21 protein-coding genes are annotated in these 22,046 nt (G+C 69.1%); 12 read left to right on the top strand and 9 right to left on the bottom strand.

The window, feature by feature from the left end; translation table 11 throughout:
- The first annotated feature begins 15 nt into the window (after positions 1-15).
- Entirely contained in the window at positions 16-501 is a 486-nt protein-coding gene (locus NNL39_RS09645) for a Dps family protein (protein WP_255159073.1), read from the top strand.
- Positions 502-557: 56 nt separating this feature from the next.
- Here the strand turns inward: NNL39_RS09645 and NNL39_RS09640 are convergent, their stop codons facing one another.
- From NNL39_RS09640 to NNL39_RS09625, 4 genes are read right to left on the bottom strand one after another with little or no spacing between them, the layout of a single operon-like run.
- On the bottom strand, positions 558-2,048 hold the full coding sequence (locus tag NNL39_RS09640) for an amidohydrolase (protein WP_255159072.1): 1,491 nt from the start codon (positions 2,046-2,048) through the stop codon (positions 558-560).
- A complete protein-coding gene (locus NNL39_RS09635; RefSeq protein WP_255159071.1) occupies positions 2,029-2,664 on the bottom strand; it encodes an FMN-binding negative transcriptional regulator in 636 nt (211 codons plus the stop codon). Before NNL39_RS09635 ends, NNL39_RS09640 begins: the two co-directional genes overlap by 20 nt.
- Before the next feature lie 13 nt (positions 2,665-2,677).
- A complete protein-coding gene (locus NNL39_RS09630) occupies positions 2,678-3,691 on the bottom strand; it encodes an Fpg/Nei family DNA glycosylase (protein WP_255159070.1) in 1,014 nt (337 codons plus the stop codon).
- A gap of 2 nt (positions 3,692-3,693) precedes the next feature.
- The gene (locus tag NNL39_RS09625) at positions 3,694-4,179 is read right to left on the bottom strand and encodes a ribose-5-phosphate isomerase (protein ID WP_255159069.1); all 486 of its coding nucleotides are present in this window, start codon (positions 4,177-4,179) and stop codon (positions 3,694-3,696) included.
- A 91-nt stretch (positions 4,180-4,270) separates the two neighbouring features.
- Here NNL39_RS09625 and NNL39_RS09620 point away from each other — a divergent pair, with 91 nt between their 5' ends.
- Positions 4,271-5,047 carry an SDR family oxidoreductase gene (locus NNL39_RS09620; protein WP_255159068.1) on the top strand — a complete coding sequence of 259 codons (777 nt, stop codon included), beginning with the start codon at positions 4,271-4,273 and terminating at the stop codon, positions 5,045-5,047.
- Between the two features lie 3 nt (positions 5,048-5,050).
- On the opposite strand, the gene NNL39_RS09615 is transcribed toward NNL39_RS09620, so the two are convergent.
- Positions 5,051-5,395, bottom strand: coding sequence for a cupin domain-containing protein (locus tag NNL39_RS09615; protein ID WP_255159067.1), 345 nt, complete (start codon positions 5,393-5,395; stop codon positions 5,051-5,053).
- On the bottom strand, positions 5,392-6,813 hold the full coding sequence (locus tag NNL39_RS09610) for an NAD(P)/FAD-dependent oxidoreductase (protein WP_255159066.1): 1,422 nt from the start codon (positions 6,811-6,813) through the stop codon (positions 5,392-5,394). Before NNL39_RS09610 ends, NNL39_RS09615 begins: the two co-directional genes overlap by 4 nt.
- A 112-nt stretch (positions 6,814-6,925) precedes the next feature.
- Between NNL39_RS09610 and NNL39_RS09605 the strand changes: the two genes are divergently transcribed.
- From NNL39_RS09605 to pepN, 4 genes are all read left to right on the top strand, one after another.
- Complete coding sequence (locus NNL39_RS09605; RefSeq protein ID WP_255160926.1) at positions 6,926-8,830, top strand: alpha-amylase family protein; 1,905 nt, start codon at positions 6,926-6,928, stop codon at positions 8,828-8,830.
- 119 nt (positions 8,831-8,949) lie between these two features.
- Positions 8,950-9,300: a hypothetical protein gene (locus NNL39_RS09600; RefSeq protein WP_255159065.1), complete on the top strand. Its 351-nt coding sequence runs from the start codon at positions 8,950-8,952 to the stop codon at positions 9,298-9,300.
- Positions 9,287-12,070 (top strand): glycosyltransferase, encoded by a 2,784-nt coding sequence (locus NNL39_RS09595; RefSeq protein WP_255159064.1) that lies wholly within the window; start codon positions 9,287-9,289, stop codon positions 12,068-12,070. The genes NNL39_RS09600 and NNL39_RS09595 overlap by 14 nt, the downstream gene beginning before the upstream one ends.
- Before the next feature lie 117 nt (positions 12,071-12,187).
- Positions 12,188-14,731: an aminopeptidase N gene (pepN, locus tag NNL39_RS09590; RefSeq protein WP_255159063.1), complete on the top strand. Its 2,544-nt coding sequence runs from the start codon at positions 12,188-12,190 to the stop codon at positions 14,729-14,731.
- A gap of 28 nt (positions 14,732-14,759) precedes the next feature.
- Here pepN and NNL39_RS09585 read toward each other — a convergent pair whose 3' ends face one another.
- Positions 14,760-15,539, bottom strand: coding sequence for a hypothetical protein (locus tag NNL39_RS09585; RefSeq protein ID WP_255159062.1), 780 nt, complete (start codon positions 15,537-15,539; stop codon positions 14,760-14,762).
- Positions 15,540-15,643: 104 nt separating this feature from the next.
- On the opposite strand from NNL39_RS09585, the gene NNL39_RS09580 reads away from it, so the two are divergent.
- From NNL39_RS09580 to NNL39_RS09570, 3 genes are read left to right on the top strand one after another with little or no spacing between them, the layout of a single operon-like run.
- Positions 15,644-16,624 (top strand): mechanosensitive ion channel family protein, encoded by a 981-nt coding sequence (locus tag NNL39_RS09580; protein WP_255159061.1) that lies wholly within the window; start codon positions 15,644-15,646, stop codon positions 16,622-16,624.
- Entirely contained in the window at positions 16,621-17,025 is a 405-nt protein-coding gene (locus NNL39_RS09575) for a globin (RefSeq protein WP_255159060.1), read from the top strand. The genes NNL39_RS09580 and NNL39_RS09575 overlap by 4 nt, the downstream gene beginning before the upstream one ends.
- The gene (locus tag NNL39_RS09570) at positions 17,022-17,654 is read left to right on the top strand and encodes a DUF2510 domain-containing protein (RefSeq protein ID WP_255159059.1); all 633 of its coding nucleotides are present in this window, start codon (positions 17,022-17,024) and stop codon (positions 17,652-17,654) included. The genes NNL39_RS09575 and NNL39_RS09570 overlap by 4 nt, the downstream gene beginning before the upstream one ends.
- Positions 17,655-17,670: 16 nt before the next feature.
- Here NNL39_RS09570 and NNL39_RS09565 read toward each other — a convergent pair whose 3' ends face one another.
- Positions 17,671-18,531 carry an SDR family oxidoreductase gene (locus tag NNL39_RS09565; protein WP_255159058.1) on the bottom strand — a complete coding sequence of 287 codons (861 nt, stop codon included), beginning with the start codon at positions 18,529-18,531 and terminating at the stop codon, positions 17,671-17,673.
- A 126-nt stretch (positions 18,532-18,657) separates the two neighbouring features.
- On the opposite strand from NNL39_RS09565, the gene NNL39_RS09560 reads away from it, so the two are divergent.
- The 3 genes from NNL39_RS09560 to NNL39_RS09550 all read left to right on the top strand — a co-directional run bounded on the left by NNL39_RS09560 (position 18,658) and on the right by NNL39_RS09550 (position 21,334).
- A complete protein-coding gene (locus NNL39_RS09560; RefSeq protein ID WP_255159057.1) occupies positions 18,658-19,026 on the top strand; it encodes a winged helix-turn-helix transcriptional regulator in 369 nt (122 codons plus the stop codon).
- Between the two features lie 93 nt (positions 19,027-19,119).
- Positions 19,120-19,674 carry a hypothetical protein gene (locus NNL39_RS09555; RefSeq protein ID WP_255159056.1) on the top strand — a complete coding sequence of 185 codons (555 nt, stop codon included), beginning with the start codon at positions 19,120-19,122 and terminating at the stop codon, positions 19,672-19,674.
- A gap of 4 nt (positions 19,675-19,678) precedes the next feature.
- Positions 19,679-21,334: an FAD-binding dehydrogenase gene (locus NNL39_RS09550; protein WP_255159055.1), complete on the top strand. Its 1,656-nt coding sequence runs from the start codon at positions 19,679-19,681 to the stop codon at positions 21,332-21,334.
- On the opposite strand, the gene NNL39_RS09545 is transcribed toward NNL39_RS09550, so the two are convergent.
- Positions 21,331-22,014, bottom strand: a complete 684-nt coding sequence (locus NNL39_RS09545) for a hypothetical protein (protein ID WP_255159054.1) — start codon at positions 22,012-22,014, stop codon at positions 21,331-21,333. The two genes, NNL39_RS09550 and NNL39_RS09545, sit on opposite strands and share 4 nt — an antisense overlap.
- Positions 22,015-22,046 lie beyond the last annotated feature (32 nt).

Genomic DNA, 22,046 nt, shown 5'->3' with positions numbered 1-22,046 from the left:
GGAAGGACGATCCCCATGGCCACCGTCACCGCCGCCCCCCAGGGTGCCAAGACTGCCGAGCTCACGAAAGGCGTCGCCGCGCACCTCACGCCCGTCGTCATCGACCTCATGGCGCTCGCCGTCGAAGGCAAGCAGGCGCACTGGCACGTGCGCGGCGTCAACTTCATGCCCGTGCACGAACTGCTCGACGCGCTCGTCGACCACGCTCGCGAGTTCAGCGATCTCGCGGCCGAGCGCATCGTCACCCTCGGGCAGCCGCTCGACGCGCGCGTCGCCACGATCGGCGCCACCACGACGGTGCCCGCCGTGAGCGAGGGCTTCCAATCGACGGATGCGCTCGTCGCCGAGGTCATCGCCGGCATCGACGCGACGCTCGTCACGCTGCGCTCGGCCATCGACGAGCTCGATGAGATCGACCCCGTGAGCCAGGACCTCGCGATCGCGATCACCGCCGCGCTCGAGAAGGACCGCTGGTTCCTCTTCGCCCACATCGCGGCGTAGCCGCCGCAGGGGCGGCGCCCGGTGAGCGCTCGGGCCCGCCCGCGGGCGGCGCCGAGCTAGACCTCGAGCGCCGCCCCCGCGCGCAGGGCCGCGTCGGCGTGCGTCGCCCGCCCGGCCAGCATCGTCAGCGCCACCGGCATCGTGCGCAGGGTCTCAGGGGCGACCGCGAGCGGGTCGACGTCGAGCGCCACGAGGTCGGCCGGTTCGCCGAGCCCCACGAGCGAGCGGGTCGACGCGGCGAGCGCCTCGACGACCGTGATCGACTGCTCGGCGTGGAAGGCCGGGCGGCCGTCGCGTGTGCGGCTCGTCGCCGCCGCGATCGCGACCCACGGGTCAAGCGGCGCGACCGGAGCGTCAGAGCCCAGCACGATGCGCGCACCCGCGTCGAGGAACGAGCGCAGCGCGAACGCGCGGCGCGTGCGCCCGGGCCAGTACCGCTCGGCCACGTCGCGGTCGTCGACGGCATGCTCGGGCTGCACGCTCGCCGTCACGCCGAGCGCCGCGAAGCGGGCGAAGTCGCTGTCGTGCACGAGCTGCGCGTGCTCGATGCGTCCCCCGCGCCCCAGCTTGGCGAACACGTCGAGAGCCAGACGGTTGGCGCCGTCACCGATCGCGTGCACGGCGAGCTCGAAGCCCGCCTCGCTGCCCCGGGCGAGCAGCGGGTGCAGCTCGCAGGGGGGCACGTTGAGGCGGCCGTAGGCCTCGGCGGGAGCATCCGGATACGGGTCGCAGCAGTAGGCCGTGCGCGTGTTCAGTGAGCCGTCGGTGATGACCTTGAGGGGGCCCACACTCACGGTGCCGGCGAGCGGCTGGCCCGAGCGCAGCCCGAGCTCGATCGCGCGGTCGAGGTGCTGGGGGTAGACGCCGAACTCGACGCGCAGGGCGTCGAAGCCCGCGGCGACGCGGCGTGCCCAGTCGTCGCGGTTCCAGCGCATCTCGAGATCGACCACGCCAACCACGCCGCGCGCGGCCGCCTCGGCCGCCGCTTCGGCCACCCAGCGGTCGAGCTCGGCGTCGGGCGCGCTGTCGAGGCGCGCCGTGATGGCGAACGCCGCGTCTTCGCGCAGCACGCCGTCGCCGTCGGCGCCCGAGGGCGAGTCCACTCCGAAGTGCACCAGCGCGGCGCTGTTGAGCCAGACGCAGTGCACGTCGGCGCTCACGAGCACGATCGGACGGTCGGGCGCGACCGAGTCGAGCAGGGCGGCGTTGGGCGCATCCGGCCACAGACCATCGCGGAACCCGACCCCGACGACGACCGCGTCGGTCGCGGCGCCGCGCGAGAGAGATGACCGCACGATCGCGGCGGCCTCGGCCGCGCTCTCGGCGGGGGCGAGGTCGATGCGGCGCCGGTGCTGCGCCCACTGCGTGAGGTGAACGTGCTCGTCCCACAGCCCCGGCATGATGAAGCGGCCCTCGAGGTCGAGATCGTCGGAGGCCGCGGCCTCGATGCCCGCGGGCAGAATGCCGACGATCACACCGTCGTCGATGAGCAGGTCGATCGGGTCGTGCCCGCCGAGCGGTCGCGCATTACGAATCGCGCGCGTCATGGTGTCTCCTCATCTCGCGGGCCAGCCCGGGGTGGTTGTAGGGCCCGTCGCCCTCGAGTTCGTCGATGATGCGCTCGACGACCTCGGGCGCCTTGTTCTGGCTGAGCTTGGCGCGAGCGTCGAACCGCGTCACTCGCACCCGCACCCCGACCGTGCCGAGGGCTACTCGTCGAGAATACTCCGGGTCGAGGTGCAGCCCCCGGGGGTTGACGACGTGCTGTTCGAAGTGATCGGTGAGCTCGGCGAGCGCCTTCAGGTTCTGCTCGTCGGTCAGGATCTCGGGGGTGCCGTAGAGGTGCGCCGTCACGTGGTTCCAGGTGGGGATGATGTCGCCCTCGGCGTACCAGCTCGGGGAAATGTAGCCGTGGGCGCCCTGCACGATCAGCAGCACCTCATGCCGCCCCAGCTCATGCGCCTGCTCGTCGGGGCGGCCGACGTGGCCGACGAGCACGATCTCATCGCCGGTCGAGGCGGCCTCGTCGAGCAGGAAGGCGTAGTGCGAGGCGACGATGCCGCGATCGGCCGTGTGCGAGACGATCGTCACCCACGGGTTCTCGCGCACCAGGCGGCGAATCTCATCGTGGTCGTGCAGCAGGTAGTGCGGCGTGTGCCTCATCGCTCGGCCTCTCTCATGACTGGCAGCTCGGGCACCAGTACAGCTTGCGCCCCGCCGCGATCTCGAGGGCGATGTTCGTGCGGCAGATGCGGCACGGCAGCCCCTCGCGCTTGTAGACCCAGTGCCGGTCGGCGCGATTGCGCAGGGCGGCCCGCTGGCCCTCTTCGTCGAGGCCGTCCATCGTCAGCATCTGGCCCGTCTCGACGCCCACGCCCAGCAGGTAGCGCCAGTCGCGCCACAGGTCGCGGATGACGTCGTCGGGCAGCGCCGCCCCCGTGACGTGCGGGTCGAGTCGGGCGCGGAACAGGATCTCGGCGCGATAGACGTTGCCGATGCCGCTCACGACCGACTGGTCCATGAGCAACAGGCCGATCGGCACCCGGCGGCCCCGGATGCGCGCGAGCATGCGCTCCTCCCCCGCGTCGGCGTCGTCGACGAGCGGATCGGGGCCGAGTGCGTCGATGACGCGCTGCACGCCGGCCGCGTCGAGCACCTCGCACGCGGTCGGCCCGCGCAGGTCGGCGACCGCGCGGTCGGTCAGCAGGCGCACGCGCACCTGACCGACGGGCTCGGGCGGGAAGGCGGCGAGCGCCGCATCATCGAGCGCACTCTCCTTCTCGGCCTCGGCCATGCGCAGGCGCGTGCGGCGAGGAGCCCCGATCGAGGAGAGGGATGCCTCGTACTCGCCGACGACCGTCGTGCGAGCATCCGGTGCATCGGGGTCGGTACCGCGCTGGTTCGTCTGACCCATGCGACCGCCCGCCGAGCGCTGCGTGGCGTCCTGAGTGATCGAGCCACTGAAATCCCAGGCGCCGTAGATGCCGAGGTGCACCCGAAGCCACAGGGCGTCATCGAACTCGAGGAACATCTGCTTGCCGACGGCCTTCGAGTCGGTCATCGTGCGCCCGTCGATGAGCGCCGCGCCGTCGGCGAAGCGCCCCTGCGGCGAGCTGACCCGAACCGGGTCACCGACGAAGTGCCGCGCGAACTGCCGCGCGATGCGATGAACGGAGTGGCCCTCGGGCACCGCTAGACGATCTCGTGCCCGGCGATCGCGCCGGTGGTCTCGTACTCCGCGAGCTGGGCGATGCGGCGCGCGTGGCGCTCCTCGCCCGGGAAGGGCGTGCTGATGAAGAGGTCGATGAAGCGCAGCGCCTCGTCGACCGTGTGTTGGCGCGCCCCGATCGCGATGACGTTGGCGTCGTTGTGCTCGCGGGCGAGCTGCGCCGTCGCGTCGCTCCAGACGAGGGCGGCGCGGATGCCCTGCACCTTGTTCGCCGCGATCTGCTCGCCATTACCCGAGCCGCCGAAGACGATGCCGAGCGCCTCGACGCCCGCTGCCTGATCACGCGCGACGGCGCGCGCGGCGTTGATGCAGAAGCTCGGGTAGTCGTCGAGCGCGTCGTAGTGCTGCGGCCCGTGGTCGTGCACCTCGTGGCCCTGGGCGGCGACGTGCTCGCGCACCGTCTGGCTGAACTCGAGGCCGGCGTGATCGGTCGCGACGTGGATGCGCATGGCTCGATTCTACGAGGGCGGGACGTTCGCCCCTGTCGTCGAGAGAGCCTCAGTGCCACGCTGAAGACACCACCGATCGGAAGGAGTCATCATGACTCGCACCTACGTCATCACCGGCGCGGCGAGCGGCATCGGAGCCGCCACCGCCGCGCTGCTCGCCGGCCAGGGCCACCGCGTCATCGGGGTCGATCTGCACGACGCCGACATCACGGCCGACCTCACCACGCACGAGGGCCGCGCCGCGCTCGTGAGCCACGTCACCGAGCTCAGCGGCGGCCGCATCGACGCGGTCGTCGCCAACGCGGGGCTCGCGACCGAATCCACCGCCACCGTCGCGGTGAACTACTTCGGCGCGCTCGCGACGCTCGAGGGTCTTCGGCCGCTGCTGTCGGGGTCGGATGCTCCGCGCGCGGTGGCCACGGCATCCATGGCCTCGCTCTTCCCGGTCGACGACGAGCTCGTCGATGCTTGCCTCGCGCACGACGAACCGGCCGCGCTGCACCGCGCGCAGCAGTTGATCGACGCCGGCCAGGGCGGGCTCATCTACGGCTCGACGAAGCGCGCGCTCGTGCGCTGGATCCGCCGCAACGCTGCGACGCCCGAGTGGGCCGGCGCGGGGATTCCGCTCAACGCGGTCGCGCCCGGCATCATCCGCACGCCCATGACCGACTCGTTCACCGCCACGGAGGAGTCGTCGAAGGCGATTCTGGAGATGGTGCCGATGCCGCTCAACGGCATCGCCGAGCCCGCCGTCGTGGCGAACCTGCTCGGCTACCTCACGAGCGTCGAGAACTCGCACCTGTGCGGGCAGATCGTGTTCGTCGACGGCGGCAGCGACGTCGTCATCCGGGGCGACAGCACCTTCTAGGCGCTACGCGATGTAGATCTTGCGCAGCGTCTCGAGCACGCGCCACTCGGTCTCTTCGCCGTCGTCGAGACGGCCGACCGAGCCGGCGCGCAGCTCGACCTCGGAGCCGTCGCCGCGGCGCAGGATGGCGTGCCCGCGAAGCACGATGAACACTTCCTCGACCTCAACGTCGGTGACGGTGCCGGGCGTGATCTCCCACACCCCGACCTCCCAGTCGTCAAGCTCGGTGAGGGCGGCGATGCCCGTGGTGGGCGCACCCTCGACGACCTGGTCGTCGTCGACGGGCTCGTGCTCGAGTTCGAGCTCGAGGGCCTGCAGCACGGTGGCTGCGTCGAGGGGAAGGCTCACGAATCGAACCCTAGACCCACGGCGTCGAGCGTGCGCAGGAACGCATTTCTCTTTCCCGAATTGTGATCTGCGCGGTCGAGCGCCCAGCGCACCGACTGCACGGCCGGATACGTCGCCGGCTCGGGCGGGAAGGGCAACGGCATGCTGCGCACCATGTCGAGCGCAGTGCGCTCCGTCGTCTCGCCGGCCAGCTGGTCGAGCATGACGTTCGCCGCGAACCGCGTGGCCGCGACCCCGAGCCCCGTGAAGCCGGCCGAGTAGGCGACGCGCCCCTGGTGGGCGGTGGCATGGAAGGCGCAGAAGCGGCTGCACGTGTCGATGACGCCCGCCCAGCGGTGGCTGAACCGCACGCCCTCCAGTTGCGGGAAGGTCGTGAAGAAGTGGCTCGCGAGGGTCTCGAACGACTCGCGACGGTCGTCGTACTCCGGACGGATGCGCCCGCCGAAGTGGTAGATCGCGTCGTATCCACCCCACAGGATGCGGTTGTCGGCACTGAGGCGGTAGTAGTGGAACTGGTTGGCGCTGTCGGCCACGCCCTGGCGACCCTGCCACCCGATCGACGCGAGCTGCGCATCCGTCAGCGGTTCGGTCATGAGCACGTAGTCGTAGACCGGCACGGTGTGCAGGCGGTAGCGCTTGAGCAGGGAGGGGAAGGCGTTGGTCGCGAGCGCCACGCGCGCGGCCCTGAGGGTGCCGCCGCCGCGCACGCTCAGCGTGACGGCGTCGCGCTCCGTGCTGAGGTCGCTGACCGGGCTCGACTCGAAGATCTCGACGCCCGCATCGAGGCACGCGCGCATGAGGGCGATCGCAAGCTTGCCGGGATGCACGAGCGCCGTATCCCGCGTCGACCACAGCCCGCCCTCGTAGGTCGGCGAGGCGATCTGCGCGCGCATCGCGGCAGCGTCGAAGAACAGCTCGTGCTCGCCGTCGTGCGCGGCCTTGAGCTCGGCTACCTGGTACGCCTCGGTGGCGACGGCGATGGAGCCGACGCGCTCGAAGTCGACGGCCCAGCCCTCGGCCTCGACCGTGGCCTCGATCTCGTCGAGGTTCTGCATGCCGAGTCGATCGAGCGTCGCGAGCTCGTCAGGGAACCGGGTCTCGCCGTTCTTCGCGCCGTGGGTGAGCGTCGCCTCGACGAAACCGCCGTTGCGACCGCTCGCGGCCCAGCCGATGCGCTTGCCCTCGAGCAGCACGACGCGGGCGTCGGGGTCGCGCTGCTTCGCGAGCAGCGCCGTCCACAGCCCCGTGTAGCCGCCACCCACGACGGCGAGGTCGGCCGTCTCGCGCCCCGTCAGCGCGGGCCGCACGGGCCGCTCGGGCAGGTCGTCGAGCCAGAACGGCTGCAGCCGCGACCCCTCGAGGCTGTCGGCGATGAGGCGGGCGTCGGGGCGGCTGCGCTCGAACACGGTGGTGTGCATGGGCTCATCGTCTCACGAGTTGTCCACCTGGACAATACTGGGTCGACGGGCCCGGCACCGACCTAGACTGGCGATCGTGCCGCACACGGACCAAGCAAACACAGAGCAGTGGATGCGGGCGCTCGCCGATGCGCGCCGCCCCGAGACCGACCCCGCCGAGTGGGCGCGGTTCTCGGCCCGCGTCGAGGCCGAGGCGCCCCGGCTGATGAGCCTGCTCACTCGCATCTACGGCGCCGGCCTGCACCTCGACACCGAGCTCGCCGCGCTCATCGACCTGCTCGCGACCTCGTGGCAGCAGCGCCCCGCCGAGCTGCGCGCGCTCGACGACGCGCGCCTCGCCGACCCCGACTGGTTCCAGTCGAATCAGATGCTCGGCGGCGTCTGCTACGTCGATCGCTACGCGACCGACCTCGAGGGCGTGCGGGCGCGCATCCCGTACTTCAGAGAACTGGGCCTGACCTACCTGCACCTCATGCCGCTCTTCGCGGCGCCGGAGGAGAACAGCGACGGCGGCTATGCCGTGTCGAGCTACCGCGCGGTGAACCCGGCCCTCGGCGACATGGTGCAGCTGCAGAGCCTCGCTGCCGAGCTGCGGGCCAACGGCATCGTGCTCGTGCTCGACTTCATCTTCAACCACACCTCGAACGAGCACGAGTGGGCTCAGCGCGCCATCGCGGGCGAGCGCGAGTTCGAGAACTACTACTGGGTCTTCGACGGCCGCGAGCAGCCCGACGCCTTCGAAGCCACAGTGCGCGAGATCTTCCCCGACGACCACCCGGGCAGCTTCGTGCCCTTCCCCCGCCGCGACGGCAGCGTGCCGAGCCGGGCCGAGGCCGAGCGGTGGATCTGGGCGACCTTCCACACCTTCCAGTGGGATCTCAACTACTCCAACCCCGCCGTACTGCGCGCGATGGCGGGCGAGATGCTCTTCCTTGCCAACCAGGGCGTCGACATCCTGCGCATGGACGCGGTCGCGTTCATCTGGAAGCAACTCGGCACCTCCTGCGAGAACCTGCCCGAAGCGCACCTGCTTATCCAGGCCTTCACGGCCGCCCTCCGCATCGCGGCGCCCGCCGTCATGTTCAAGAGCGAGGCGATCGTGCACCCTGACCAGGTCGTCGAGTACATCTCGGTCGACGAGTGCCGCATCAGCTATAACCCGCTGCAGATGGCGCTCATCTGGAACTCCCTCGCAACACGGGATGCCCGGCTATTGCAGCAGGCCCTCGACCGCCGCCACAATCTGCCGCCGGGCACCGCGTGGGTCAACTACGTGCGCAGCCACGACGACATCGGCTGGACCTTCGCCGACGAAGACGCCGCCGAGCTCGGCATCGACGGCTTCGAGCACCGGCGGTTCTTGAACAGCTTCTTCGTCAACCGGTTCCCCGGCAGCTTCGCCCGCGGCATCCCCTTCCAAGACAACCCGAAGACGGGCGACTGCCGCATCTCGGGCACGACCGCCTCGCTCGCGGGCCTCGAGGCGGGCGACGCCGGAGCGATCGGCCGCATCCTGCTCGCCCACTCGATCGTGCTCTCGACAGGCGGAATCCCCCTGCTGTACCTCGGCGACGAGGTCGGCCAGCTCAACGACCCGGGGTGGGCCGACGAGCCGGGCCACGCCGACGACAGCCGCTGGGCGCACCGGCCCGCCTACCCTGCCGAGCGCTACGCGCAGCGCACCGACGCCTCCACCGACGCGGGCCGCATCTTCTCGGGCCTGCAGCACCTGATCGCCGTGCGCCGGTCGACCCCGGAGTTCAGCGGCGGCACCCTCATCGGCTTCGACACGAAGAACCTGCACGTGCTCGGCTACCAGCGGCCGGGCCCCAAGGGGCCGGTGGTCTGCTTCGCCAACGTCGCCGACGAGCCGCAGACCATCGCCGCGCTGACCCTCTCGGGCCTGCCCGCCACCATGACCGACCTGCTGACGGATGCCCGCCACGACCTGCGCGCCGCCCTCACCCTGCCCGCCCACGGCGTGGTCTGGCTGCGCGGCTCAGAGAGCGAACAGTAGACGGCAGCAACCGGCCATGACTGATCTTCACGTGTGAGTTTTCCGTGAGATAAGTGAACATTAAACAGGTACTACAGTGAAGATTTATCCCTTACCCACTTCGCTGTAGGAGTTGCGCGTTGAACGATGAGTTTCAGCAGACGTACGCATCGGTCGTGCAGTACGTCTCTGATCGACTTCGGGTCATCGAGCCGATCCGGTTGGCCACCCCCTTCGCCGAGCCGCCAGAGTCTGTAGAGCACTCGCTGGTCGAGTTGCCTCGTGAGTCTCTCCTCTCGATCGCGAACGACTCGGACTTCGTCGTCGGCGTGTACTGCGCGGTGGTGAACAGACTTCCTTACGACGACGAGCTTGAGGGTCACACCAACAACATTCGGACAATGGCGATGTCGAGGGCTGACCTGATTCAGAGGCTTGCCCTGGCCGTGCGGTACCAGTCACGGGGAGTTCGCATCAATGTCGTCGCGTAGAGCGGTCATCAACGTCGACGTCACCGACATCATTGCGGTCCCGTACACGACAGGAATCCAGCGCGTCACTCGCGAGCTTCTCATCCGCCTCGTTCGCGACGAGCGGCTCCAGATCCGCTTGCTGGCGTTCGATCTGGTCAATCACGATTACGCCGTCATCGACCCGTCGTGGCTTTCCACCGAACCGGATCGTTCTGGCGGCCGAGATGCCGTCGGAATCGTGGGACGCCTGCCGCTGAGCTCCCTCGGTGCGGACGACGTGTTCTTCGACGTCGACTCTGTATGGAGCGCCTATCTCGGCCGCCCGTACCTGTACAAGCGACTGAAGCGTCAGGGCGTCACCATCGTGACGACGATCTACGACTTTGTGCCGATGAAGTACCCGCACCACACTCACCAACAGACGATCCGCAACTGGATGGCATTCATCAGCGCCGTCTTCACCTACAGCGATCTGGTGCTTCCTATCTCGCGATCGGCCGAGAAAGACTTCACGGAGATCCGCGAGACGCTTGGCATTCAGCGCCAGATCCCGAGTCTCGTGACGCGATTGGGGGGCGACTTCAAGCCGAAAGACAGTCCAACAGCGCAAGAACTGGACGACATCAGTTCATTCATCAACAAGGACTATCTCCTCTTTGTCGGCACCGTTGAACCTCGGAAACGACAGCTCGTTGCGCTGCAGGCGTTTCAAGAACTCGCTCGGGAAAACCCCCACCTCCACATGGTTTTTGTCGGCAGGAAGGGATGGCACTCCGACGACACAGCCGATGCCATTACCGACCATCCGCTCTACGGGTCGCGTGTGCACTGGCTCACGCAAGCCTCCGATCGGCTCACGGACTACCTGCAGCGCGGCGCCTTTGCCGGTGTCTACTTGTCTGACTACGAAGGCTACGGACTGCCGGTGGCGGAGTCGCTGGCGCGCGGGGTCATCACGGTGACATCGGCCAACAGCTCGATGTTCGAAGTGGGCGGACCCTTTGCCGAGTACTCGATGTACAACAGTGCGCGTGAGGTCGCGGGACTGTTGCGCCCCTACCTCAACGATCACGCACTGACCGCTGCCCGGCGCAACCAGATCGCCCGAGAGTTCCGAGCGACCACCTGGGACACCGTTACGGAGAGAGTCGCGGATTCTCTCGCGACGGTGAGCGGGGGCACTGCGGGGGCCGCGAGCATTCCCTCGGATTTTCCCTATGTCCTTATCAGCAACAACCTCGCGAAGCTCGAGTCGACCATTCGTGCGCACAACCTCTTCGCATCGTGCGTCTCCGAATACGTCGTCGTGTGTCCGACCACGATGGTCGAGGCTGTCGAAGCGATTACCTCTTCTCACCCCGTCAGGGCGATCGACGAAGAGGTGCTCCTCGGTGACGACCTCCCGGAGTTCTCCAACGCTGACCACCAGCGCAAGAACTGGATGCTTCGGTCGCGCATTCCGGCAATCGCTGGCCTCGGCAAGGTCTTCATCATGCTCGATGACGACAGCAGGCCGATTCGTCCGTACGATCGCTCCACATTCGTCAACGACGACGGCTCTCACAATGCCTTCTACTGCCGGGAACTGCCCCGCTGGCCCCACCGCGAGAGCAGCTACGACATGGGGCAGGCGAACACGAACGACATCTGCCTCGAACTCGGACTCGAGCAGCTGTCGTATTCAGCGCATCAGCCCCAGATCATCGATCGCGACCTGTTTGCGGATGCGGTCCGCCTTTTCGAGGCGCACGCCAACGGCCGGTCGGTCGACGAGTGGAGCGCGTACTTCAACTTCGCTATTGCCAAGGCCCCGCATCGCTTTCGCAAGCGCATCTTCGAAACCCTGGCGTGGCCCGCCGAACCCACGGATTGGAGCCGGGAGTACATTCCCTCTCGGTACACGTTCCACAATGCTGTCGACGTCGAATTCGTGCAGTCGGAAGAAGAGGGTCACGACCTTGCCGCGAGCACTATGGCTCGGTTTGAGCCTTACGATCGCAGCCAGTCGGCCCTCGACAGCTTGTCGGCGGTGATCAGCGAGAACATGCTGGCACCCGGCGCGAGCGTCTTCCGCGGCCCCGATGGGACGACCGTCGTTGTGCAGGGTCTCGTGGACGTCTTCCCTGTGAGCTCGGGAGCGCTCGTCAGGCTCCCGGTGCAGGTCGTGGCACTCACCTCAGACGACAGTCCGACGATCGAGATCGGCTACCGCTCGGATTCCGTTGCCTCCCACTTCACCACTGTTCGCTGGAATCCGGTCTCGGGATCGGTGTGGTCGGGGCTTGCTTCTGTGCCAGTCTTCGCCGGTGAGCCGGGCGTCAACACGCTCACGTGGGTCGTTCGCCTCAACGGGGTCGAATACGCCGAGCGCACTCGCGCACGGCAAGTCGTCTTCAGCGACGACGACGACCTGCAGACGCTGGTCCTTGCAGTTCTGGGCTCCCTCTCGACGAAGCGCGAGGGGCTCGACCGCATCGTGCGGGCCGAGAGGAAGAGGCCCGGCTGGCGGCTGCGTCGCGCGGGCAAGAACGTCGTGAAGTTCCTCGTTCCGGCACTCGTCGAGGAACGGTCGCGTTTTCACGCGGTCAGCACGCAGGTCGCGAGTATCGATCGGCGCCTTGGCCTGATCGAAGCGATGCTCGCCGACCTGGTCTCGCGCGAGGGGCTGGCGAAGCAGGCGAGCGAGATCGCTTCGGAGACAGCCGCCGTGCGCATCGCCAACGCCGCGCTGGGCGACGATCTCCGCATGGATCAGCAGGTCGCGCCTCGCGACGCCGAAAAGCCATAGCGCCCTGCCCGCCCACGGCGCGGTCTGGCTGCGCGGCTAGGCTGAATGGGCGCGGCCACGAGCCGCGCATCCCGATTCCCGTGCTCATCAGCACACTGCCCCAAGGAGGCCGCCGCCGTGCCCGCAGAGAACCTGACCCGCGTCGAAGCGCACGAGCGCAAGGCCATCGTCGAGACCGAGAGCTACGACATCTCGCTCGACCTGACCACGGGCGACGAGGTGTTCCGGTCGACGTCGACCGTGACCTTCTCGGCCGAGGCCGGCGCGAGCACCTTCATCGACGCGATCACCCGCACGGTGCACAGCGTCACGCTCAACGGCGTCGAGCTCGACGCGGCCGCCGTGGCCGACGGCACGCGCATCCAGCTCGACGGGCTCGCCGAGCACAACGTGCTCACGGTCGTCGCCGACCACGAGTACACGAACTCGGGCGAGGGCCTGCACCGCTTCGTCGACCCCGTCGATGGCGAGGTATACCTCTACTCGCAGTTCGAGGTGCCCGACAGCCGCCGCGTGTTCGCGGTGTTCGAGCAGCCCGACCTCAAGGCGACGTTCCGCTTCACCGTGACCGCCCCCGCCAGCTGGGTCGTCGTGTCGAACTCCCCCGTCGAGTCGCGCACCGAGAATGGTGACTCCGCCACCACAGTGTTCGCGACGACGAAGCGCATCTCGAGCTACATCACCGCGATCATCGCGGGCCCCTACCAGAGCGTGCACAGCGAGCTCACGAGCAGCGACGGCCGCAGCATCCCGCTCGGCATCTACGCCCGCGCGAGCCTCTTCGAGTACCTCGATGCCGACTACATCTTCGACATCACGCGCAAGGGCTTCGCCTACTTCGAGTCGAAGTTCGGCGTCGCCTACCCGTTCGAGAAGTACGACCAGCTCTTCGTGCCCGAGTTCAATGCGGGCGCCATGGAGAACGCGGGCGCCGTGACCTTCACCGAGGTCTACGTGTTCCGCAGCAAGGTGACCGACGCCGTCAAGGAGCGCCGCGTCGTCACGATCCTGCACGAGCTCGCCCACATGTGGTTCGGCGACCTCGTCACCATGAAGTGGTGGAACGACCTGTGGCTCAACGAGTCGTTCGCCGAGTGGGCGTCGACGATCGCCACGGCCGAGGCCACCGAGTGGCACGAGGCGTGGACGACCTTCCAGGCGATGGAGAAGAGCTGGGCCTACCGGCAAGACCAGCTGCCGAGCACCCACCCCGTCGTCGCGACCATCAACGACCTCGAAGACGTGCAGGTCAACTTCGACGGCATCACCTACGCCAAGGGCGGCAGCGTGCTCAAGCAGCTCGTCGCGTGGGTGGGGCAGGACGCCTTCTTCGCGGGCGTCGGCCAGTACTTCCAGAAGCACGCCTGGGGCAACACCGAGCTCACCGACCTGCTGAGCGAGCTCGAGGCCACGAGCGGACGCGAGCTGTCGACGTGGTCGCAGCTGTGGCTCGAGACGGCGGGCGTCAACACCCTGCGCCCCGAGCTGACGGTCGACGAGGCCGGCGTCATCACGAGCTTCGCGGTGCTGCAGAGCGCGCACCCCGACTACCCGACGATCCGCCCGCACCGCATGGCCGTCGGCTTCTATGACCTCGTGGATGGTGCGCTCACGCGCACGCACCGCCTCGAGCTCGACGTCGATGGCCCCCGCACCGACGTGCCCGAGCTGGTCGGTATGGATCGGCCGTCGCTCATCCTGCTCAACGACGACGACCTCGCCTACGCGAAGATCCGCCTCGATGACGACTCGCTGGCCGTGGCCATCGAGCACCTGTCGAAGATCGAGAACCCCCTCGCTCGCTCGCTCGTCTGGGGCTCGGCGTGGGATTCGACGCGCGACGCCGAGACCGCGCCGCGTGACTACGTGCGGCTCGTGCTCGGCAACATCGCGACCGAGACCGAGTCGACCACCGTGCGCACGACGCTCATGCAGCTGCTCACCGTGGCCCGCATGTACGTCGAGCCCTCGGCGCGGCCGGGCATCATCGCCGAGATCGGCGACGCCCTGTGGTCGCTCGCGCAGAGCGCCGAGGCGGGCAGCGACAGCCAGTTCCAGTTCGTGAAGTTCTTCGCCAACGTCGCCAGCACGCCCGCGCACGTCGAGACGCTGCGCGGCCTGCGCGACGGCTCGATCACGCTGCCCGGCGTCGAGATCGACACCGACCTCGAGTGGGAGCTGCTCGAGGGCCTGGCGCTCAACGGCGCCGCATCCCGCAGCGAGATCGATGCCGCGCTGGAACGCGACAACACCTCGAACGGCCAGCAGGCGGCCGCCCGCAGCGCCGCCGCACTGCCGAGCGCCGACGACAAGCGGGCCGCCTTCGACTCGCTCGTCGCGCGCGACGAGCTGCCGAACGTCGTCGTGCGCATGACGACCATGGGCTACACGCACGTCAACGACCCGGCCTCGCTCGAGGGGCTCGTGCAGCCGTACTTCGACGCCCTGACCGACGTGTGGTCGAGCCGCACGCACGCGATCGCGGAGTACATCGTGCTGGGTCTGTACCCGGCGCCGCTGGCCTCGCAAGAGCTCGTGGATGCCACGCGCGCGTGGCTCGACGCCAACACCGACGCGGCCCCCGCGCTGCGGCGCCTCGTCACCGAGAACCTCGCGGGCGTCGAGCGCGCGCTCGCCGCGCAGGCGCGCGACCGGGTGTAGCAGCCGCGGCGCGGTCGCTGCCCTCTTTCTAGTAGAGGGCGGCGACCGCGACCACGAGAAGAGCCGCGGCGACGGCCGGGGCGATCGAGATCAGTCGGTGACGCTGTGTGGTGAGTGCTGCCACGTCGGCCAGGTCGGCCAGCAGGCGCACAAGCGCCGCGAGCAGGCCGACAATCGGTGAGAACGCCATGAGCGCCGCACAACTGATCACGACGACTGCTCGGCTGAGACCTGCAAGGGCCTCTCGTGTCGGACTGAGACCCAGTACCGTCGCGTGACCGCCCAGCCCGAGTTCAGCACGCTGCGCGGCCAGCATGGCGAGACCGCGGCGCGGGAAGGTGGGTGTGCGAAGCGCGGAGAACACGACCGAGTGCTGCCAAGCACCCTCAACAAGAGCCCAGGCGGTGAGCCCGAGCGCGACGCTGATGAGCCAGGGCGATCCGCCCAGAGCCTGCGCCCCACTCATCGCCCCGTACCCGACCACGACGATCGACGTGACGACGACCGACTGCTGCACCATCGGGCGGGCCAGCGCGAGACGCGAACTGATCAGCAGCGACAGGCTCACGCTTGCTGCGGCCCCGACCACCACGCCGATGCCGAGCCCCGCGAGCATGAGCGGAAGCGGGATGCTTTCGGCGGGAGCCAGCACCTCGAGGCCGACCAGGACGACCACCGTGATGCTCGCGAGGGCGACGAACGCGAGCGCCGCCAGCACCACCATCGTGCGCCGCATGGCTCTCAGGTCCAGGCCGAGAAACGAGGCGCGTTGCTCTGCAGTCCAACCTTCGTCGATCTGCGTCGACAACTGCGCGATCACGCGAGCCTCCACCGGCACCGTCCCTTCCCCCCGACTTGTCGTGAGTCTAGGCAGAGACTGCTCGGCGGGGCGGTCGCTAAGCTGACATCACGATGGGCGACTTCGATTGGGCGACATTCTGGGCGGGCATCGGCAGCTTTCTGACGACCTACGAGGCGCCGTTCCGCATCATCGGCGTCATCATCGGCGCCGTCATTCTGCGCTGGGTGCTCATCGCGATCATCCACCGCGTCGTCGATCGGGTCGTGTCGGGCGTCAAGAAGGCGCAGAACGTCGACGACACGGTCGAGCTCAGTGCCTCGCCGCTGCACGCCGTGCGCGTCGTGCAGCGCACGCGCACGATGGGCACGGTGCTCAACAACCTCGTCACCTGGGCGATCGTCGCGGTCGCGATCGTGCTCGTGCTCGGCGAGCTGGACTTCTCGGTCACGGCGCTCATCGCCTCGGCGGGCATCCTCGGTGCAGCCCTCGGTTTCGGCGCCCAGAACGTCGTGAAAGACATGCTCAACGGCCTCTTCATGGTGTTCGAAGACCAGCTCGGCGTCGGCGACATCGTCGAGCTGCAGTCGACCCAGGGGCCGGTCAGCGGCGTCGTCGAAATCGTCGGCGTGCGCGTGACGCAGATTCGCGACGTCAACGGGGTGCTCTGGTACGTGCGCAACGGCGAGATCATCAACGTCGGCAACAAGTCGCAGGGCTGGGCACGCGTCATCATCGACCTGCCCGCGCCCTACACCTCGAACGTCGACGAGGTGCAAGAGGTCATGCTCGCCACCGCGAACGCCATGGCCGCCGAGCCGGAGTACAAGCGCAAAGTGCTCGAACCGCCCGAGATCTGGGGCATCGAGTCGATTTCGGCTGAGGCCCTCGTCATCCGTCTCGTCATGAAGGTGCGCTCGGGCGACCAGTTCGACATGGCGCGCGCCCTGCGGCTGCGCCTCAAGCTCGCCCTCGACGAGCTGGGCGTGGCGGTGCCCTCGCTCAACCGCATCGTCATGGACGGCATCGACGCACGGGAGCACGAGCGCGGCAGCCGCCGACCCGTCACCCCGCCGGAAGACAGCGACCTGTGACCGCGACCGACGGCCCCGCGCCGACGTTCTACGAGCAGGTGGGCGGCCACGAGACCTTCGAGCGGCTCGTGCGACGGTTCTACGAGGGGGTCGCGGCCGACCCCGTGCTCACTCCGATGTATCCCGAGGACGACATGGAGGGCGCCATCTGGCGCCTCACCGCATTCCTCGAGCAGTACTGGGGCGGCCCGGGCACGTACAGCGAGCAGCGCGGGCACCCGCGGCTGCGCATGCGCCACAACCCTTTCCACATCAATCCGGATGCCCGAGACCGCTGGCTGGGCCACATGCGCGCCGCCGTGCAGAGCTTGGCGCTGCCCCCTCTGCTCGAGGCCACACTGTGGGATTACCTGGAGCGAGCCGCCTTCGCGATGGTCAACACGTTCGAGGAGACCCCATGACTGATCCTGCCGTTCCGTCGACGCCCGCCGGCTGGTATGCCGATCCGGCAGGCGGCACGCAGCGCCGCTGGTGGGATGGCGCACGGTGGACCGATCACCTCGAGACGCCCTACTCGACCACCGCCGCCGCGATGCCCGAGCGGGCCCCCGAGGGCACCGACCCCTCCACGACATGGATCTGGCCGCTCGTGGTCATTCCCGTGCTGCAGCTGCTCTCGGTCTTCTGGATCGACTGGGAGACGTTCATCGTCACGTCGCTCACCGATACGAGTGTCGCTGGCCAAGCGGCGCTGTTCTCGACCCCCGGCTACGTCGCCGTGACGGCGCTGGGCTGGATCACCAACATCCTCTTCGTGCTCTTCGCGTTCCTCGACTGGCGCGAACTGCGCCGCCGCGGGGTTCCGCAACCCTTCCACTGGGCGTGGTCGTTCTTGGTGCTCGCGAGCGCGTGGCCCGTCTACCCCATCGGCCGTGCCATTGTGGCGCGCCGCCGCACGGGGCGAGGCATGGCGTCGCTGTGGATCACGATCGCCACGATCGTGCTCGGCATCATCGTGACGATCGGGCTCGCGATCTTCATCGTGCAGTTCGCGTTCACGAACGTCGACCTCACCAACCTCGCCCCTTAGGAGGGGCGCCGCGGGGCTAGGCGGTGTGAATCGCGCGCACGGCGTCAACCAGCGTCATCGTCGGGCGACCGATGAGGCGCGCGAGGTCGCCGCTCGTGGCATCGAGCAGTCCCGCGCGAATGTCACCGTCGAGCGCAACGAGGAAACCCGTCGTGGCCGCGTTGAGACCGGCGGCACTCAGCGCTGCGGCGTGATCCTCCGCGCTCACCGAGAAGAGCTCCACAGCAGTGCCGGCGACCTCAGCAATCGCGCCGGCAAGCTCGGCAAAGCTCCACGCCGTGTCTCCCGAGAGCTCGTAGACGCGTCCGTCGTGGCCCTCGCTCGTCAGCACCGCCGCAATGGCCTCGGCATACTCGGCCCGCAGGGCGCTCGACACGCGCCCCTCGCCCGCGCTCGTGAGCACAGTGCCGGTGGCGGCGGCCTGGGTGATCGTCGCCGCGTAGTTCTCGGTGTACCAGCCGTTGCGCAGAAACGTGAACGGAATGCCGGAGGCGCGAATCGCCTGCTCGGTGGCCTTGTGCTCGGGGGCGAGAATCAACGCGGTGTCTTCCGCGTCGAGCACGCTCGTATAGACGAGGTGCTGCACTCCCGCGCGAACGGCGGCATCGATGACGGCTTGATGCTGGGTGGCACGCTGGCCGACCTCAGAGCTCGAGACGAGCACAAGGCGATCCACGCCGGCGAACGCCGCATCCAACGACGACGCATCCGTGTAGTCGGCCGCGACAATGCGCACGCCGCGCGCCGCCAGGTCGGCGGCCTTCTCGACCGACCGGCCGCTGCCCACGATGGTCGCCGGGTCAACACCGCGGTCGAGCAGGGCCTCGATCGCGAGTCGGCCGAGGTGTCCGGTGGCGCCGGTAATGAGCGTGGTCATGGGGGTTCCTTTCGTGGATGCTGCGCCAGAGATCACCGGCACTCTCGCGTCAACCCGTCCGAAGCCCGATAGCTTCCCCATCGACAGTACCCACTTTTTGGTTAGTGCCTCTGCTACCGTGTGGGCATGGTCGACCTGAGCAGTGTTCCCGGCGTCACGCGCGGAATCCTGCCCGCGCAGTGCAACAGCCGCCTCGTGCTCGACCACGTCACGAGCACGTGGGGCGTGCTCGTACTGCTCGCTCTGAGCGCGGGCGATCACCGTTGGAGCGAGTTGCGCCGCGTCGTCGAGGGCGTGAGCGAGAAGATGCTGGCGCAGACCCTGCGCACGCTCGTGGCCGACGGCTTCGTCGACCGCGAGGCCGAGCCGGTCATCCCGCCGCGCGTCACGTACCGCCTCACCGAGCGGGGTCGCGAACTCACCGCGCACCTGCTGCCCCTCATGGGCTGGATCGCTCAGCACGCCGACGAGATCGTGAGCACGCCCGCGCGCTGACGCGTGCACGGCAGAACCCCCGACGGGCGCGGCGCTGTGGGATTATCTGGAGCGAGCCGCCTTCGCCATGGTCAACACGTTCGAGGAGACCCCATGACCGACCCCGCCCCGTCCGCGCAGCCCGACCCGTACGCGCGCGCCACACCCGCCGCCGAGCTGACGGCCCCGCCGGGCACCGACCCGAGCACGCCGTGGATCTGGGCGATCCTGGTCATCCCGATCGTGCAGTTCCTGCCGATCTTCCTCATCGACTGGAACGCGTTCATCGTCGCGAGCATCACCGACACGACGGGGCTCGGCGCCACCGCCGCACTCTTCTCCCCCGGCTACGTCGTGCTCATCGCCGTCGGCTGGATCGGCACGGCGCTGCTGATCTGGTTCGCCTACCTCGACTGGAAAGAGCTGAAGCGGCGCGGCGTGCCGCAGCCGTTCCACTGGGCCTGGATGTTCCTCGTGCTCGCCGTGAGCTACGCGGTCTACCCCATCGGCCGCGCCGTCGTCGCGAAGCGACGCACGGGCCGCGGGCTCGAGGTCATGTGGATCACGATCGCCACGCTCGTCGCCGGCCTCGTCGCCGGGGTCGTGCTCAGCATCGTGCTCGTGCAGCTCGTCATCGCGAACCTCGACCTGGTGACGTTCGGGCCGTAACCCGATGGGCACCGAACGCAGCGACGCCATCATCGTCGGCGCGGGCCTCGCCGGGCTCGTCGCCGCCGCCGAACTGGTGGATGCGGGCAGGCACGTCACGATCGTCGACCAAGAACCCGAGGCCACGTTCGGCGGTCAGGCGTGGTGGTCGTTCGGCGGGCTGTTCCTGGTCGACAGCCCCGAGCAGCGCCGGATGGGCATCCGCGATTCGATCGAGCTCGCCCGGCAGGACTGGGCCGGGACCGCCGGATTCGACCGGCCGGAAGACGACCACGCGCGCGCGTGGGCTGACGCGTACCTCGAGTGGGCCGCGGGCGAGAAGCGCGCCTGGCTGCAGCAGAAGGGCATCGGGCTCTTCCCCGTCGTCGGGTGGGCCGAGCGCGGCGGCGACACGGCGACGCGGCACGGCAACTCGGTGCCGCGCTTCCACATCGTGTGGGGCACCGGCCCCGCGATTCTCGAGCCCTTCATCGCGACGGTGCGCCGGGGGGTGGATGCCGGTCTCGTCACCCTGCTCTTCCGTCACCGCCTCGACGCCCTCACCGTCACCGACGGTCGCGTCGTCGGCGTGCGTGGCAGCCTGCTCGCCCCCGACGACGCGGAGCGGGGCGCGCCCTCGACCCGCGATGTGGTCGGAGAGTTCGCCCTCGAGGCGAGCGCGGTCGTCATGGCGACGGGCGGCATCGGCGGCAACCACGACCTCGTGCGGGCCGCCTGGCCCGAGCGGCTCGGCACGCCCCCGCACCACATGGTGAGCGGCGTGCCCGCGCACGTCGACGGCCGCGGGCTCGGCATCGCCGAAGCCGCCGGCGCGCGGCTGATCAACGGCGACCGCATGTGGCACTACGTCGAGGGCATCCAGAACCACTCCCCCGTGTGGGAGAAGCACGGCATCCGCATCCTGCCCGGGCCCTCGAGTCTGTGGCTCGACGCAACCGGCCGCCGCCTGCCGACGCCACTGTTCCCGGGCTTCGACACCCTCGGCACGCTCGCGCACCTGCGCGCGACGGGCTACGACCACAGCTGGTTCGTGACGACGCAGTCGATCATCGAGAAGGAGTTCGCGCTCAGCGGCAGCGAGCAGAATCCCGACCTCACGGGCCGGAGCGTGCGCGAGCTGCTGCGGCAGCGGCTCGGCAAAGGCGCGACCGGCCCGGTCGAGGCGTTCAAGGAGAAGGGAGCCGACTTCATCGTCGCGAGCACGGTCGACGACCTCGTGGCCCGCATGGCGGCGCTCGAACCGGATGCCCCGCTCGACGTCGCCCGCGTGCGCGACGAGATCGCCGCGCGCGACCGCATGCTCGACAACGAGTTCGGCAAGGACGCCCAGCTCACGGCCATCCGCGGCGCACGGAAGTACCGCGGTGACAAGCTCATCCGCGTCGCGCCGCCGCACCGGTTGACCGACCCGAAGCACGGCCCGCTCATCGCCGTGCGGCTGCACGTCCTCACGCGCAAGAGCCTCGGCGGCATCCAGACCGACCTCGACTGCCGGGCGCTCGACGCCAGCGGCACGGTCGTCCCCGGGCTGTACGCCGTCGGCGAGGCCGCCGGCTTCGGGGGCGGCGGCGTGCACGGCTACCGGTCGCTCGAGGGCACCTTCCTCGGCGGCTGCCTGCACACCGGCCTGCGCGCGGGACGCGCGATCGCGCGCGGCTAACCGCCGAGCGACCAGGCGCTCTGCTTGACGAGCACGTGCCCGCGGGCTGTGCTCAGGCGAATCCACGGGCCGGTCGCGAACTGCTGCACGAGGTCGTCCCCGAGAAAGCCGAGGCTCTCGAGCGCGAACGCGGTGCCGGCCGGCAGGTGCTCGGCCTCCGGCAGGGGGCGGCCCCAGACCTCACTGCGCACGCGGTGCACGATCTGCTCGCCCGTGCCCGCAGGAATTGCCGTCGCAACCTCCTCGATGCCCGCGCGGGCCGCGGCCGCGAAAGCCGTCGGCACGAGCGGCGACATGCGCTGCCAGCCGCCGCGCGGGGGCGAGATGCCCGCCCACACGATCGTGCTCACGGCTGCCGGCAGGCCGATCGTGACCGGGATCGCCGGGTCGGCGCCCTCCGCGACGGCCGCGAGCGCAGCATCCACCCGCACCTGCAGCGAACGGATGGGCACCACGACGTCGAACGAGCCCTCGGCCAGCGCGAGCGTGCGCAACCCGAGCACGGTCGGCCCGCGGTCGAGCAGACCCTTCGGCGTGATGACCGCGACATAGACGGCGAGCACGCCGCTGTCGGCGATGAGCCGCACGGCCCCCGCCTCGTCGAGGCGCACGGCACGGCCCAGCAGCACCGAGAGATCCTGCGCGGCGGGGTGGGAGGAGAGGGTGAACGACGCGTTCATCACTGCCTAGACTACGCGGGTGACCGAAGCCC

Source organism: Microcella humidisoli (assembly GCF_024362325.1).
In the GTDB taxonomy this organism is placed as follows: domain Bacteria; phylum Actinomycetota; class Actinomycetes; order Actinomycetales; family Microbacteriaceae; genus Microcella; species Microcella humidisoli.
This window is presented reverse-complemented; position numbering and strand designations above follow the sequence as displayed.